Raw genomic sequence first — 14,675 nt, forward strand, 5'->3', positions numbered from 1 at the left:
CGGGTCGGTCGCCGACCCCCGGGACCTGCCACCCTCCTCGTCGGCAGCCGACCCCGGCGGGCACCGCCCCCTGGTCCGGCATCCACGCCCCTCGTCAGTTGCCGACCACCCCGGGGGCCGCTCCCCGCTCCGCCGGTACGGCACCCGCACCCGCACCCGCACCCACGCTCGTACCCGCACCCGACCCGGAAGCGGAACCCGTCCCCATCCCCGACCCCGCCCCCGTCCCCACCGCGCCGCCGTCCCCCGCCCCCGTGCGCCGCTCCAGCGCGGCCGAGATCAGGGCGAGGACGAGTGCCGCCGCGGCGAGCAGCCCACCGACCCAGTTCGGGGCGGTGTAGCCGAGGCCCGCGGCGATGACGATCCCGCCGAGCCAGGCGGCGAGGGCATTGCCCAGGTTGAAGGCGCCGATGTTGACGGCCGAGGCGAGGGTCGGGGCGCCGTGCGCCTGGTCGAGAACCCTCTTCTGGAGCGGCGGCACGGTGGCGAAGCCGAGCGCGCCGATCAGAAAGACGCTGATCGCCGAGAGGGTCTTGTCGTGCGCGGCGAGGGTGAAGAGGGCGAGGACGACGGCGAGGGCGCCCAGGGAGACGTAGAGGAGGGGCATCAGGGCTCGGTCGGCGAGACGGCCGCCGACGAGGTTGCCGCCGACCATGCCGAGCCCGAACAGGACGAGCAGCCAGGTGACCGAGCCGTCGGCGAAGCCCGCGACCCGGGTCATCATCGGCGCGATGTAGGTGATGGCGGCGAAGACGCCGCCGAAGCCCAGGACGGTCATCGCCATGGCCAGCAGGACCTGGGCGTTCTTGAACGCGGCCAGTTCGTGGCGCAGGTGGACGCCGTCCGGCTTGGGCAGGTCGGGGACGAGCCGGGCGATGCCCACCAGGCCGATCACCCCGAGCCCGGCGACGATGGCGAAGGTGACCCGCCAGCCCGCGGACTGGCCGACGAGGGTGCCCAGCGGTACCCCGACGACATTGGCGACCGTGAGGCCGGTGAACATCATCGCGATGGCGCCGGCCTTCTTGGTGGGGGCGACCAGTTCGGCCGCGACGACCGAGCCGATGCCGAAGAAGGCGCCATGGGCGAGTGAGGCGACCACGCGGCCGGTCAGCATGATGCCGAAGGCGGGCGCCAGGGCGGACAACAGATTGCCGAGGATGAACAGGCCCATCAGCAGCATCAGCATCCGCTTGCGGGAGATCTTGGTGCCGAGGACGGTCATCAACGGAGCGCCGAGCACCACGCCGAGGGCATAGCCCGTCACCAGGAAACCGGCCGTGGGGATGGAGACCCCGAAATCGGCCGCGACCTCGGGCAACAAGCCCATGATCACAAACTCGGTGGTGCCGATTCCGAAGGCCCCGATCGCAAGGGCCAGGAGCGCGAGAGGCATGAGAGGGGTGGACCTTCCAAGGGAGGGGGCGTGAAGACCGCAGGAGGAGATCGCTGGGAGGAGATCGCTGGGAGGAAATTGCCGGGCCGGGGGTTTCCCGGGCCGGGCGTCTGCCGGGCCGAAGGACTGCCGGACCGGAGGTTCCCGGGCAGGGAGATTGCATATGCACTTTGCCAGCGCCCACATTAATTGCAGACGCGCGATACTTGCAAGAGCGGGATATTGCAGCCCTGCTCTATCCTGGTCGTCAGTGGCTCCGGGACGGAGGAAAACCCATGACAGCGACGGACCCCGCGCTGACCGCCCTCGCCCAGGGCTGGTGCGCCCTCTCCTTGTTGCACGGGAGGATCGAGGCGCACATCGAGCGCGCGCTCCAGGCCGGGCACGATCTGAGCGTGCGCGAGTACTCCCTGCTGGATGTACTCAGCCGGCAGCACGACGGCGACGGCGGCCATCTCCAGATGAAGCAGGTCGCGGACGCGGTCGTGCTCAGCCAGAGTGCCACCACCCGGCTGGTGACCCGCCTGGAGGACCGCGGTCTGCTGGAGCGCTATCTGTGCCCGACCGACCGCCGCGGCATCTACACCAATGTCACAGAGGAGGGCCTGAACCTGCTCGCCGAGGCCCGGCCCACCAACGACACCGCGCTGCGCGAGGCCCTCGACCAGGCCGCCCTGAGCCCCGAGCTGGCACCGCTGGTGCGGGTCGTCGAGTCGCTGAAGGTGCCCGCGTAGGGTGCGGGCATGGGAGACCTTGAGCTACGCCGCGCCACGGCCGGGGACATCCCCGCCATCGTCGCCCTGCTGGCGGACGACCCGCTGGGCGCCCGGCGCGAGTCACCCGACGACCCTGCCCCCTATCTGGCCGCGTTCGAGCGGATCGCCGCCGATCCGCACCAGCAGCTGGTCGTCGCCGTCCGCGACGACCGGGTGATCGGCACCCTTCAGCTCACGATCATCCCCGGACTCTCCCGCCGGGGTGCCACCCGCTCGATCATCGAGGCGGTACGGATCCACGCGGACGAGCGCGGCAGCGGGCTCGGCTCGCGGCTGATCGAGTGGGCGGTGACGGAGTCACGGGAGCAGGGCTGCGAGCTGGTCCAGCTCACCTCGGACGCGACCCGGACGGACGCGCACCGGTTCTATGAACGGCTGGGCTTCACGGCGTCCCATGTGGGGTTCAAGCTCCAGCTGTGAGGGCGGGCGTCGTCGCCGGACGGCGGAGGACTCCGACGACGGGGGGCTCCGGGGATGCCAGGGCTGCCGTGTTTCACGTGAAACAAGCCCGGCCACCCCTGGCACCCGCGAGAAGCCGGACGGGCATCCACCACACCAACCACCCGGCTCCCCCCACGACACAGCCACAGCCGCAGCCACCTGCCGCTGTCAGCCGATCCCCCGCCACCCGCCACCTGCCACCGTCAGCCGATCCCCCGCCACCCCTCCGGGTCCACCCCACCCGGCACCGGAGCGGTCTCGTCATAGGGCTGCCGGGTGAAGACGAACGACCCGAGGTCCAGATGACTCAGCGAGCCGTCGGACCGGCGTACGGCCGTCAGCAACTCCCCGGCGTAGTAGCCCTCCAGCCCGGTCCAGGTGCCGTCGCCGTTGGAGCGGAAGCGGGAACGGCGGCCACCACCGCTGAACGGCCCGAGGGAGATCGTCCCATCGGCGGTCACCCGCAGGGCGAAGCCGTTGGTCCCCCAGTACCACTGCCCGGCGAGTTCCAGGACCGCCGGATCGACCTCGCGGAGGGGCCGCCACGGCTCGGGGATCCGGGGCTCGGCCTCGGCGACGATACGGACCAGGTCGGCGCCGATGAGGGAGGTCACCGGGCCGGAGGTGCAGTTGGTCAGCACGACCGCGGCGACATCGTCGTCCACGCTGATGGAGAGGTTCGCCAGGAAGCCCGGCAGCGAGCCGGAGTGCCCGACGAGCAGCCGTCCGTCATGCCGCTGGAGCTGGAGGCCCAGCCCATAGCTGGACCCGTCGACGACATCGGCGGCCTCGACGGGCGTCGCCGGGACCCGCATCTCCCGTACCGTCGCGGCGCTCAGCACCCGTTCGTCGCCCTGGACCAGGAAGACGGCGAAGCGGGCCAGGTCGGCGGCGGTGGACCAGAGCTGCCCGGCGGACGCCATGACACCGAGATCCTCAAGGGGTTCGGGGAGCAGCACATCGGCCCAGGGGTGCACGGCCCAGCCTCCGGCGTGCGGCGCCTCCGGCAGCCCGCTCGTGCGGTCCAGACCGAGCGGCTCCAGCACCTCCGCCCTGAGCACCTGCTCCCAGGGCGCGCCCCTCAACTTCTCCACCAGGGCACCGAGAACGCTGTATCCGGGGTTGGAGTAGTGGAACCTGCGACCGACCGGGTGCAGGAGGGGCTGCTCGCCGAGTACGTCGCCCAGCTCCGGACGCAGTGAGCCGGGGGTCCGCTCCCACCAGGGCGCGGGCGACTCGGCGGCCAGTCCACCGGTGTGGGCGAGGAGTTGGGCGATGGTGACCTCCGCGAGCCCGGTGCCCGGCAGATGCTTCTCCACCGGGTCCGCGAGGTCGAGCAGCCCCTCGTCACGCAGCCGCAGTACGAGCACGGCCGTAAAGGTCTTGGAGATGGATCCGATCCTGAACTGCACGTTCTCGTCCGGCACCTGTCCGTCCACGGAACTCCGCGCCCCGGTCCACACCGTCCGCCCGCCCCGCACCACGGCCGCCACCATCGACGGCGCCCGCCCTTCGGCCTGTCCGACGGCGATACGGTGCAGCAGCGCCCGGCGCGTCTGGGGAAGCAGTTCTTCGTGAGGTGTCGTCATACCCCCAGTCCACCTCCCGAGCCGCCCGGCGTCGACCGCATTTCCCCCACGAAACACCCCGAAGCCACCCGGAGAGCCCCGCACAAGGCCGGTACAAGGTCCGCGCAAGGCCCCCCGCTCGGGATCACCTCCCCCATGCCACCGTTCCCCCATGAACGAGCAGACCGAGCAGACCGAGCAGACCGAACAAGCCCGACGCACCCAGAGCACCCAGAGCACCCAACGAACCGAACGGACCGAGTTGGTGGAGCGGGTGAATGAGCAGGACGAGGTCCTGGAGGTCGTGAGCCGGGCGGAGGCCATCAGGCACAAATGGCTCCACCGCATCGCGACGGTAGTCTGCCGCGACCCCGCCGGCCGCATACTCGTCCACCGCCGGCCATCCGACGCGACCCTGTTCCCGGGCCGGTTCAACTGGATGCTGGGCGGCGCGGTGGGCGTGGGCGAGTCCTACGGGTCCGCCGCCGCACGCGAACTCGCGGAGGAGATCGGCGTCGAGGCACGTCCCCGCTTCGTGCTCAAGTTCCGGTGCGAGGGCGCGATCAGCCCGTACTGGCTGGCCCTGCACGAGGTCGTACTCGACGCACCGATCCGCCCCCACCCCACGGAGGTGGCCTGGCACACCTGGCTGCCGGAGGACGAGGTCCACGCCCTGTCCCGCCACGAGCACTTCGTCCCGGACGCCAGGGAGGCCCTCACCCGGTATCGCTCGGAGTCACGAGGCCGCGGGGGCTCGGGCGACTGACCCCGCGAAGGCATCCGCCCTCAGCCGAAGCAGAGTCCCGTTCGGTCGATTCGGCCGCTGTTAGCGTGCGCGGATGGAGCATCTGGGATCCGTGGACTGGCCGCCTGCCCCGATCAGGACCGAGAGGCTCCTGCTCCGTGAGCCCGAGGCCCGGGACCGTACGGCGTTCATCGAATTGCTCGCCTCACCAGAGGTCCACACCTACCTCGGCGGCCCCCGGCCGCGCGGCGAGCTTGAGCGCGAGATACCTGGGACGCCCCAGCGATGGCCCGGGAGCTTCGCCGTCGAACTCGACGGATCGATGATCGGCCAGATCCTGCTCAGGAGGGCGACGGGACACAGCCTCCCGGCCGCCGCGGGAAAGGCCGACCTCGGCTATCTGTTCCTGCCGCGGGCGTGGGGCTCCGGGTACGCGGCCGAGGCGTGCGCGGCAGCACTCGGCTGGCTCGACGCAGCACTGCCCGGTGAGCCGGTGATGCTCGCCACCCAGACCGCCAACGCCCGCTCGATGCGTCTGGCGGCGAAGCTGGGATTCACCGAGGTCGAACGCTTCGAGGCATGGGGCGCGGAACAGTGGCTCGGCATGAGGTCCCCGGTCACGCCGCCGGGTTGAGCCCCAGGCAAGAGCGTGCTCCGGCAAGACCGTGCGTCGGCGAGGGCGACGGCTCAGGCACCGGCCAGGGCCCCGGCCCCGGCAACGCGGCCACCACTCAAACCCGCGCCCCCGCCCCCGCCTCTGCGCCCTCCCACCCCCCTCACGTCTGCGCCATATCCACAAACCGCGAGTAATGCCCCTGAAAGGCCACCGTGATCGTCGCCGTAGGACCGTTTCGGTGCTTGGCGACGATCAGGTCGGCCTCGCCCGCGCGGGGGGACTCCTTCTCGTAGGCGTCCTCGCGGTGGAGGAGGATGACCATGTCCGCGTCCTGCTCGATGGAGCCGGATTCGCGCAGGTCGGAGACCATCGGCTTCTTGTCCGTGCGCTGTTCGGGGCCTCGGTTCAGCTGGGAGAGGGCGATGACCGGGACCTCCAGTTCCTTGGCGAGGAGCTTGAGGTTTCGGGACATGTCCGAGACCTCCTGCTGACGGCTCTCGGAGCGCTTGGAGCCGCCGGCCTGCATCAGCTGGAGGTAGTCGATGACGACCAGCCGGAGATCGTTGCGCTGCTTGAGGCGGCGGCACTTCGCCCGGATCTCCATCATCGACAGGTTCGGCGAGTCGTCGATGTAGAGCGGGGCGGCCGAGACATCCGGCATCCGGCGGGCCAGCCGGGTCCAGTCCTCGTCGGTCATCGTGCCCGAGCGCATATGGTGCAGCGCCACCCGCGCCTCGGCCGAGAGCAGACGCATCGCGATCTCATTGCGTCCCATTTCAAGCGAGAAGATGACACTCGGCAGATTGTTCTTGATCGACGCGGCCCGCGCGAAGTCCAGTGCGAGTGTCGACTTGCCCATGGCGGGACGCGCGGCGATGACGATCATCTGGCCGGGGTGCAGACCATTGGTGAGGGAGTCGAAGTCCGTGAAGCCGGTCGGTACGCCGGTCATCTCGCCCGTGCGCGAGCCGATCGCCTCGATCTCGTCGAGCGCGCCCTCCATGATGTCGCCGAGCGGCAGATAGTCCTCGCTGGTGCGCTGCTCGGTGACGGCGTAGATCTCCGCCTGGGCGCGGTTGACGATCTCGTCGACGTCGTCGTCGGCCGCGTATCCCATCTGGGTGATGCGCGTGCCCGCCTCCACCAGGCGGCGCAGCACCGCCCGTTCATGCACGATCTCCGCGTAGTACTCGGCGTTGGCGGCCGTCGGCACCGTCTGCACCAGCGTGTGCAGATAGGACGCGCCGCCGACCTTGTTGATCTCCCCGCGCTTGGTCAGCTCCGCGGCGATGGTGATCGGGTCGGCCGGCTCGCCCTTGGCGTAGATGTCGAGGATCGCCTGGTAGATCGTCTCGTGCGCGGGCTTGTAGAAGTCGTGGCCCTTGAGGATCTCCACGACGTCGGCGATGGCGTCCTTGGAGAGCAGCATGCCGCCGAGCACGGACTGCTCGGCGTTGAGGTCCTGCGGCGGAACCCGCTCGAAGGACGTCCCACCGCCCTCCCACTCGCCGCTTTCCCGGCCCCGGTCGTGCTGGTCGTCGCGCCCCCGCCCGCCCTCGCCGCGGCGCCGGGAGGGCAGACGATCACCTGGACCGCTGTCGGCCCACGGGTCGTCCAAGGGCTCGGAAATACTCACCGAGCCACCTCCTCCCGTCCGCCGAGCGGACCTCGCCGTGCTCTTCATTTCTACGGCACGGCACTGACAAATAAGAGGCCCGGCTCCGGTTGTGGCGCGTCGGTTTTGTGACGGTTCGTCAGCCGTCGGAGGGAGAGGGCGCCGGACCACGTTAGGCCCCTCAGCACCGTCAGCCAATCTGGTTATCCACAGGCCATGTGGACGACGCCCCGGATGCTGTGGAGAAGTCCCCGAAACCTGTGCACGACCCGGTGGACAGTGCTGTGAACAAGCCCGGCCAACCCCCAGCACAGCATCTCTGACCTGCAACTTCACCATCCACCGGCTGTGCAGAAGAAAAACTTCCCCGGTCGGCCCAAGATCACTTCAAGCCGTACGGAGGAACACACACACCGCAACCACAAGTAAGGGTTGCAATAGCTTTGCATCTCTTACCTGTGGACGATTACATTTGTGCTCATGACACAGGCTCCCCCGACACCCAAGGCTGCCCGGCGCCGGCACGACCGCGAGATCGTCGCGCTGGCCGTCCCGGCCTTCGGCGCACTCGTCGCCGAGCCTCTGTTCGTCCTCGCCGACAGCGCCATCGTCGGCCATCTCGGCACCGCCCAACTCGCCGGACTGGGCGTCGCCTCCGCCCTGCTGCTGACCGCCGTGAGCGTCTTCGTCTTCCTCGCCTACGCCACCACCGCGGCCGTCGCCCGCAGGGTCGGCGCCGGTGACCTCCAGGCCGCCATCCGCCAGGGCATGGACGGCATCTGGCTGGCCCTGCTGCTCGGCGCCGCCGTCATCGCCGTCGTCCTGCCCACCGCCCCGGACCTCGTCGGCCTCTTCGGCACCTCCGAGACGGCCGCCCCCTACGCCATCACCTATCTGCGCATCTCCGCGCTGGGCATCCCGGCCATGCTCGTCGTCTTCGCCGCGACCGGCATACTGCGCGGCCTCCAGGACACCAGGACCCCGCTCTACGTCGCCATCGCCGGCTTCGTCGCCAACGCCGTCCTCAACGTCGTCCTGGTCTACGGCGCCGGGTTCGGTATCGCCGGTTCCGCCTGGGGCACCGTCATCGCCCAGGTCGGTATGGCCACCGCGTATCTCTTCGTCGTCGTCCGGGGCGCCCGCCGCCATGGCGCCTCCCTGCGCCCCGACATCGCCGGGATACGCGCCTCGGCCCAGGCAGGCGTCCCCCTCCTGGTCCGTACGCTGTCCCTGCGCGCGATCCTGATGATCGCCACCGCCGTCGCCGCAGGGCTCGGGGACGCCGAGATCGCCGCCCACCAGATCGTTCTGTCCCTGTGGAACCTGCTCGCCTTCGCCCTCGACGCCATCGCCATCGCCGGGCAGGCCATCATCGGGCGGCATCTGGGCGCCGGGGATGTGGAGGGGGCCCGGCAGGTCTGCCGCCGGATGGTCGAGTGGGGGATCGCCGTGGGCATCGGCCTGGGTCTCCTGGTGATCGCCGCCCGCCCACTCTTCCTGCCCCTGTTCACCAGCGACAGCGCCGTCACCGACGCGGCCCTGCCCGCGCTGATCGTCGTGGCGCTCTCCCAGCCGATCTGCGGTGTGGTCTTCGTCCTGGATGGTGTCCTGATGGGCGCGGGCGACGGACGCTATCTGGCCTGGGCCATGATCCTCACCCTGGTTGTCTTCGCCCCTATCGCCCTGCTGGTCCCGACCCTCGGCGGGGAACTGACCGCGCTGTGGCTGGCCATGGCGCTGATGATGACCATGCGGCTGCTGACCCTCTGGTGGCGCACCCGCTCCGGCCGCTGGATCGTCACGGGCGCGGCCCGCTGACCCCTGCCACGCTGCCCCCGGCCCCCGGCCCCCGGCCCCCGGCGGAGCACCCATCCACCACCATGCCCCGCTTAACCCCAACCGCCCTGTTTCACGTGAAACATCGCCCGGCACGACCGCACGGCCGGATCCTGATCCGGCCATGGCTACGGCTACGGCTACGGCTACGGCTACGGCTACGGCTGTGACTACCGCTATGACTCGACTACGGCCATGCAGAAGGGCCGTACCCGGCGGGGCACGGCCCTTCTGTCAACTACACCGAGCGCGGCGTCAGGCCGCGACCACCTCGATGTTGACCTTCGCGGCCACCTCGGGGTGCAGACGCACGGACGTCTCGTGGGCGCCCAGGGTCTTGATCGGGGAGCCCAGCTCGATACGGCGCTTGTCGACCTCGGGACCGCCGGCGGCCTTGATCGCCGAGGCGATGTCGGCCGGGGTGACGGAACCGAAGAGCCGACCGGCGTCGCCGGAGCGGACGGCCAGACGGACCTTCACACCCTCCAGCTGGGCCTTCACGGTGTTGGCCTGCTCGATGGTCTGGATCTCGTGGATCTTGCGCGCACGACGGATCTGCGCGACGTCCTTCTCGCCACCCTTGGTCCAGCGGATAGCGAACTTCCGCGGGATCAGGTAGTTGCGAGCGTAACCGTCCTTGACGTCGACGACGTCGCCCGCGGCACCGAGGCCGGTGACCTCGTGGGTGAGGATGATCTTCATGTCTCGGTCACCCTTCCCTTAGCGCGCGGTGGAGGTGTAGGGCAGCAGCGCCATCTCACGGCTGTTCTTGACGGCCGTGGCGACGTCACGCTGGTGCTGCGTGCAGTTGCCGGTCACGCGGCGGGCACGGATCTTGCCGCGGTCGGAAATGAACTTCCGCAGCATGTTCGTGTCCTTGTAGTCCACGTACTGGACCTTGTCCTTGCAGAATGCGCAGACCTTCTTCTTCGGCTTGCGCACAGGCGGCTTCGCCATGGGGTTTCTCCTGTGTGATCAAGAAGTGTGGGTACGACCCGCCTTCGACCACGGGCGCCTGGCCCGTAGGTACTAGAAGGGGGGCTCGTCCGAGTAGCCGCCGCCACCACCGCCGCCGCCGGAGCTGGAGCCTCCGCCCCAGCCACCGCCGCCGCTCTGGTTGCCACCGGCGGGAGCGCCGGTCGCCCAGGGGTCGTCGGCCGGAGCGCCGCCCTGCTGACCGCCACCGGAGCCACCGCCCCAGCCGCCGCCCTGCTGGCCGCCGCCACCGCCGCCGCCGAAGCCGCCGCCACCGCCCTGGCCACCCCGGCCGCTGGTCTTGGTGACCTTGGCCGTGGCATTGCGCAGGCTGGGCCCGACTTCCTCGACGTCCAGCTCGTAGACCGTGCGCTTCACACCCTCACGGTCCTCGTAGGACCGCTGCTTCAGCCGGCCCTGCACGACGACGCGCATGCCTCGCTGGAGCGACTCGGCGACATTCTCAGCCGCCTGGCGCCAGACCGAGCAGGTCAGGAACAGGCTCTCGCCGTCCTTCCACTCGTTCGTCTGGCGGTCGAAGGTGCGGGGAGTGGACGCGACACGGAACTTCGCGACGGCCGCACCGGACGGGGTGAAGCGCAGCTCGGGGTCGTCGACAAGATTGCCGACGACCGTGATGACGGTCTCGCCTGCCATGGGTGAACCTCTCGGCGGGTTTGCTGCTGGCTGCTTGCTGCTACTCGAATCCCGGGATCAGCTGAGCCGAGGCTCAGTGGGTCTCGGGGCGGAGGACCTTGGTCCGGAGGACCGACTCGTTCAGGTTCATCTGGCGGTCGAGCTCCTTGACGACCGCAGGCTCGGCCTGGAGGTCGATGACCGAGTAGATGCCCTCGGGCTTCTTCTTGATCTCGTACGAGAGACGACGACGGCCCCAGGTGTCGACCTTCTCGACCTTTCCGCCGCCATCACGGACGACAGAAAGGAAGTTCTCGATCAGCGGAGAGACAGAGCGCTCCTCAAGATCGGGGTCGAGGATGACCATCACCTCGTAGTGACGCATATGGAACCCACCTCCTCTGGACTCAGCGGCCACGGTCGTTCCGTGGCAGGAGGGTTGTGATGCGTACGCAACGGTATCCGGCGCCACTGACAATCGAGGGTCGTCGGGGCGTTCCCGCTCCGGACCTGGGCAGTGTGCCCCGGCCCCGGACTGGGCAGACACCGGTGCAGACCGTACAGACTACCCGCACACCCGCGTCCGGTTGAAATCCGGCCGGGAGGGGCGACAATCTGTACACAACGGGTGTGTATGGCGCTACGATGCGCCGCCCTTTCGCAGGAGGTGCCCCATGGCACAGGCATTGCGACCCAACACCGCAGGATCCCTCTTCGCCACCGACGGCAAGTCCCACCCCCTCCCGGACACACTGCTCGCGGTGACGCTGACGCTGGGTGTCCTCTCCTTCGTCACCGCCCAGTTCCACAGCCTGCATCTGCTCAGCTCCTGGACCGGGCTGATCGGGATCCTGACCGGCGCCTACGGACAGTGGGTCTCGGTCACCACCCGTGAGCGCGTCGGCCTGATCCTGGGCCTGGGCCTCTCCGGTGTCGGGTTCTTCCTGGGCATGGCACACGGCGGCCTCTTCGGCGGAGTCTTCTGACCTGGACGGCCCAGCGGAGCGGTCTGGTCGAGCGGACTGGTCGAGCGGTCTGACCGATCGATCTTGTCGAGCGATCTGGCCGAACTGTCCGACCGAAGGGTCCGGCCAAGGGGTCCGGCAGAACGGTCCGGTCGAACTGCCCGGCCGAGCGGTTCGGCCGAGAGCACAGCCGAACGACCCGGCCGAGCAGTCCGGTGGAGCAGTCCGGTGGAGCAGTCCAGCGAACCGTCCGGCCAACCGCCCCACCGAACGGCCCTGCCAACCGCCCCGGCCCACCCCCGCCCCGCCTCTCCCTGGCCGACGGTCTCCTGACCCGTACGGCCCAGCCGAGCCGTCCCGCCAAACGGTCCGGCCGAAATCCGACCGAACAGCCCCACAGAACGACCCCGCCGAACAGCCCCGACGAACGCTCCAGCCGAACCGTCCCCACCCCACTTTCCGACCACCCCCCAGTCAGCCTCCCGGCCGCCCCAGACAATGCCCGCTCCCACCCCGCCCCCGGCCGACCTCACCGTGCCCCCACACCAGGCCCCTCCACCCCGCCACACAACCCCGCGCAACCCCACCCAACCCCCCACACCGCACCACCACACCCCCCGGGCGTTCCGCCGTCCGCGGCGCCGGGGCCGTACGCCCGGTCGGGCCGGAGGCCGGGCGCAGTAGGCTTCGGCGCGAGAGCCGGAGCCCCTGTACCCATGGGGACACACCAGCCCGAGGAGCGCCCCGACATGAGCCTGACCCTGAGGACCATCAGCCGCGAGCAGCATCTGGCGTACATCCAGAGTCTGCCTTCGGCGAGCCACATGCAGGTCCCGGCCTGGGCGGACGTCAAGGCGGAATGGCGGGCGGAGAACCTGGGCTGGTTCGACAACCGCAGCGGTGAGCTGGTGGGTGTGGGTCTGGTGCTCTACCGGCAGCTTCCCAAGATCAAGCGCTATCTCGCGTATCTCCCCGAGGGTCCGGTCATCAATTGGTTCGCGCCGAATCTGGACGACTGGATCCAGCCGATGCTGGCCCATCTGAAGCAGCAGGGCGCCTTCTCCGTGAAGATGGGCCCGCCGGTGATCATCCGGCGCTGGGAGGCCGCGTCCATCAAGGCGGGCATCCAGAACCCGGATGTGAAGCGACTGCGCGACACCGAGGCCGATTTCATCGAGCCGCGCGCCTTCGAGGTCGCCGACAAGCTCCGCCGGATGGGCTGGCAGCAGGGCGAGGACGGCGGGGCCGGCTTCGGCGATGTACAGCCCCGGTATGTGTACCAGGTGCCGCTGGCGAACCGGTCGCTGGAAGAAGTCCACAAGAACTTCAACCAGCTGTGGCGGCGCAACATCAAGAAGGCCGAGAAGGCCGGCGTCGAGGTCGTCCAGGGCGGCTTCCACGACCTTCCCGAATGGCAGCGGCTGTACGAGATCACCGCCGTGCGGGACCATTTCCGGCCACGCCCGCTGTCGTACTTCGAGCGGATGTGGAAGGCCCTCAACTCCGAGGATCCCAACCGGATGCGGCTGTACTTCGCCCAGCACAACGGGGTGAACCTCTCGGCGGCGACGATGCTGATCGTCGGCGGCCATGTCTGGTACTCCTACGGGGCCTCCGACAACATCGGCCGGGAGGTCCGGCCCTCGAACGCGATGCAGTGGCGGATGCTGCGCGACGCGTATGCGCTCGGCGCGACCGTCTACGACCTGCGGGGTATCTCCGACTCGCTGGACGAGTCCGACCATCTCTTCGGTCTGATCCAGTTCAAGGTGGGCACGGGCGGGCAGGCGGCCGAGTATCTCGGCGAATGGGACTTCCCGCTCAACAAGCTGCTCCACAAGGCGCTCGACATCTATATGTCGCGCCGCTGAGTCCGGAACACCTGTTTCCCTCACACTCCCACCTCTGATACACCGCAGGTTCATCACTCTTCACCTCATCGCTCTCCACCTCATCACTCTTCATCTCTGATACACCGCAGCCACGAGAAAGGTTCCAGGTCCGGCCATGGCGCTCACGCTGTACGTCGACACCGCGCGCTGGCGGGCGCACCAGAAGCACGTGACGGAGCAGTTCCCGGGACTCGTCCCGGTCTGCAAGGGCAACGGTTACGGCTTCGGGCACGAACGGCTGGCGGAGGAGGCCACCCGGATGGGCTCGGACATCCTCGCCATCGGCACCACGTACGAAGCGGCGCGCATCAAGGACTTCTTCGGCGCCGATCTGCTGGTCCTGACGCCGTACCGGCGCGGTGAGGAGCCGGTGCCGCTGCCGGACCGGGTGATCCGCTCGGTGTCCTCCGTGGACGGCGTGTACGGCCTCGTGGGCGCGCGGGTGGTCATCGAGGTGATGTCCTCGATGAAGCGGCACGGCATCAGCGAGCAGGATCTGCCGCAGTTGCACGCCGCCATAGAGAACGTCCGGCTGGAGGGCTTCGCCATCCATCTGCCGCTGGACCGCGCCGACGGCTCGGACGCCGTCGAGGAGGTCATCGGCTGGATGGACCGGCTGCGCGCGGCCCGGCTGCCGCTGCACACGATGTTCGTCAGCCATCTGAAGTCCGATGAACTCATCCGGCTCCAGCAGCAGTTCCCGCAGACCCGGTTCCGCGCCCGGATCGGCACCCGGCTCTGGCTCGGCGACCACGACGCCACCGAGTACCGCGGCGCCGTCCTGGATGTCACCCGCGTCGCCAAGGGCGACCGCTTCGGCTACCGGCAGCAGAAGACGGCCTCGGACGGCTATCTGGTGGTCGTCGCGGGCGGAACGTCGCACGGGGTGGGTCTGGAGGCCCCCAAGGCGCTGCACGGCGTCATGCCGCGCGCCAAGGGCGTCGCCCGCGCCGGTCTGGCCACGGTCAACCGGAATCTGGCGCCGTTCGTCTGGGGCGGCAAGCAGCGCTGGTTCGCGGAGCCGCCGCACATGCAGGTGTCGATCCTGTTCGTGCCGTCGGACGCGCCCGAGCCGAAGGTCGGCGATGAGCTGGTGGCCCATCTGCGGCACACCACCACCCAGTTCGACCGCATCGTGGACCGCTGACCCCGTTCCGGGGCGCCGCTCCCGCCCCGGGCACCAGGAAGGGCCGTACGCACAGCTCGCGTACGGC

The 14,675-nt window shown here is 69.5% G+C and carries 15 protein-coding genes; 8 read left to right on the forward strand and 7 right to left on the reverse strand.

The features are described from left to right. Positions 1-94 precede the first annotated feature (94 nt). Positions 95-1,396, reverse strand: a complete 1,302-nt coding sequence (locus ABZX40_RS16805) for an MFS transporter (RefSeq protein ID WP_355739041.1) — start codon at positions 1,394-1,396, stop codon at positions 95-97. 275 nt (positions 1,397-1,671) lie between these two features. Between ABZX40_RS16805 and ABZX40_RS16810 the strand changes: the two genes are divergently transcribed. Together ABZX40_RS16810 and ABZX40_RS16815 are read left to right on the forward strand one after the other, a co-directional pair. Beyond that, positions 1,672-2,130, forward strand: coding sequence for a MarR family transcriptional regulator (locus tag ABZX40_RS16810; protein ID WP_355739044.1), 459 nt, complete (start codon positions 1,672-1,674; stop codon positions 2,128-2,130). Between the two features lie 9 nt (positions 2,131-2,139). After that, positions 2,140-2,592 carry a GNAT family N-acetyltransferase gene (locus ABZX40_RS16815; RefSeq protein WP_355739047.1) on the forward strand — a complete coding sequence of 151 codons (453 nt, stop codon included), beginning with the start codon at positions 2,140-2,142 and terminating at the stop codon, positions 2,590-2,592. Between the two features lie 224 nt (positions 2,593-2,816). On the opposite strand, the gene ABZX40_RS16820 is transcribed toward ABZX40_RS16815, so the two are convergent. Further along, positions 2,817-4,202: a serine hydrolase domain-containing protein gene (locus ABZX40_RS16820; protein ID WP_355739050.1), complete on the reverse strand. Its 1,386-nt coding sequence runs from the start codon at positions 4,200-4,202 to the stop codon at positions 2,817-2,819. A 151-nt stretch (positions 4,203-4,353) separates the two neighbouring features. On the opposite strand from ABZX40_RS16820, the gene ABZX40_RS16825 reads away from it, so the two are divergent. Further along, positions 4,354-4,947, forward strand: coding sequence for an NUDIX domain-containing protein (locus tag ABZX40_RS16825; RefSeq protein WP_355739053.1), 594 nt, complete (start codon positions 4,354-4,356; stop codon positions 4,945-4,947). Between the two features lie 73 nt (positions 4,948-5,020). Then, entirely contained in the window at positions 5,021-5,560 is a 540-nt protein-coding gene (locus ABZX40_RS16830) for a GNAT family N-acetyltransferase (protein ID WP_355739056.1), read from the forward strand. A gap of 142 nt (positions 5,561-5,702) precedes the next feature. On the opposite strand, the gene dnaB is transcribed toward ABZX40_RS16830, so the two are convergent. Beyond that, positions 5,703-7,178 carry a replicative DNA helicase gene (gene dnaB, locus ABZX40_RS16835; RefSeq protein ID WP_355739059.1) on the reverse strand — a complete coding sequence of 492 codons (1,476 nt, stop codon included), beginning with the start codon at positions 7,176-7,178 and terminating at the stop codon, positions 5,703-5,705. Between the two features lie 459 nt (positions 7,179-7,637). Here dnaB and ABZX40_RS16840 point away from each other — a divergent pair, with 459 nt between their 5' ends. Continuing rightward, a complete protein-coding gene (locus ABZX40_RS16840) occupies positions 7,638-8,975 on the forward strand; it encodes an MATE family efflux transporter (protein ID WP_355739062.1) in 1,338 nt (445 codons plus the stop codon). Between the two features lie 273 nt (positions 8,976-9,248). Here the strand turns inward: ABZX40_RS16840 and rplI are convergent, their stop codons facing one another. The 4 genes from rplI to rpsF form a co-directional block, all read right to left on the reverse strand. Further along, positions 9,249-9,695: a 50S ribosomal protein L9 gene (gene rplI, locus ABZX40_RS16845; protein ID WP_355739065.1), complete on the reverse strand. Its 447-nt coding sequence runs from the start codon at positions 9,693-9,695 to the stop codon at positions 9,249-9,251. Between the two features lie 18 nt (positions 9,696-9,713). Beyond that, positions 9,714-9,950: a 30S ribosomal protein S18 gene (gene rpsR / locus ABZX40_RS16850; RefSeq protein WP_006381652.1), complete on the reverse strand. Its 237-nt coding sequence runs from the start codon at positions 9,948-9,950 to the stop codon at positions 9,714-9,716. Between the two features lie 72 nt (positions 9,951-10,022). Next, positions 10,023-10,625, reverse strand: coding sequence for a single-stranded DNA-binding protein (locus ABZX40_RS16855; protein ID WP_355739068.1), 603 nt, complete (start codon positions 10,623-10,625; stop codon positions 10,023-10,025). A 73-nt stretch (positions 10,626-10,698) separates the two neighbouring features. Continuing rightward, positions 10,699-10,989 carry a 30S ribosomal protein S6 gene (rpsF, locus tag ABZX40_RS16860; protein WP_019324683.1) on the reverse strand — a complete coding sequence of 97 codons (291 nt, stop codon included), beginning with the start codon at positions 10,987-10,989 and terminating at the stop codon, positions 10,699-10,701. A 289-nt stretch (positions 10,990-11,278) separates the two neighbouring features. Between rpsF and ABZX40_RS16865 the strand changes: the two genes are divergently transcribed. From ABZX40_RS16865 to ABZX40_RS16875, 3 genes are all read left to right on the forward strand, one after another. Next, the gene (locus ABZX40_RS16865) at positions 11,279-11,590 is read left to right on the forward strand and encodes a hypothetical protein (RefSeq protein ID WP_355739070.1); all 312 of its coding nucleotides are present in this window, start codon (positions 11,279-11,281) and stop codon (positions 11,588-11,590) included. 728 nt (positions 11,591-12,318) lie between these two features. Next, the gene (locus tag ABZX40_RS16870) at positions 12,319-13,440 is read left to right on the forward strand and encodes a peptidoglycan bridge formation glycyltransferase FemA/FemB family protein (protein ID WP_355739073.1); all 1,122 of its coding nucleotides are present in this window, start codon (positions 12,319-12,321) and stop codon (positions 13,438-13,440) included. 136 nt (positions 13,441-13,576) lie between these two features. After that, positions 13,577-14,608, forward strand: coding sequence for an alanine racemase (locus ABZX40_RS16875; RefSeq protein ID WP_355739076.1), 1,032 nt, complete (start codon positions 13,577-13,579; stop codon positions 14,606-14,608). Positions 14,609-14,675 lie beyond the last annotated feature (67 nt).

The sequence above is a fragment of the Streptomyces sp. NPDC004610 genome (genome assembly GCF_040609715.1).
GTDB lineage: Bacteria > Actinomycetota > Actinomycetes > Streptomycetales > Streptomycetaceae > Streptomyces.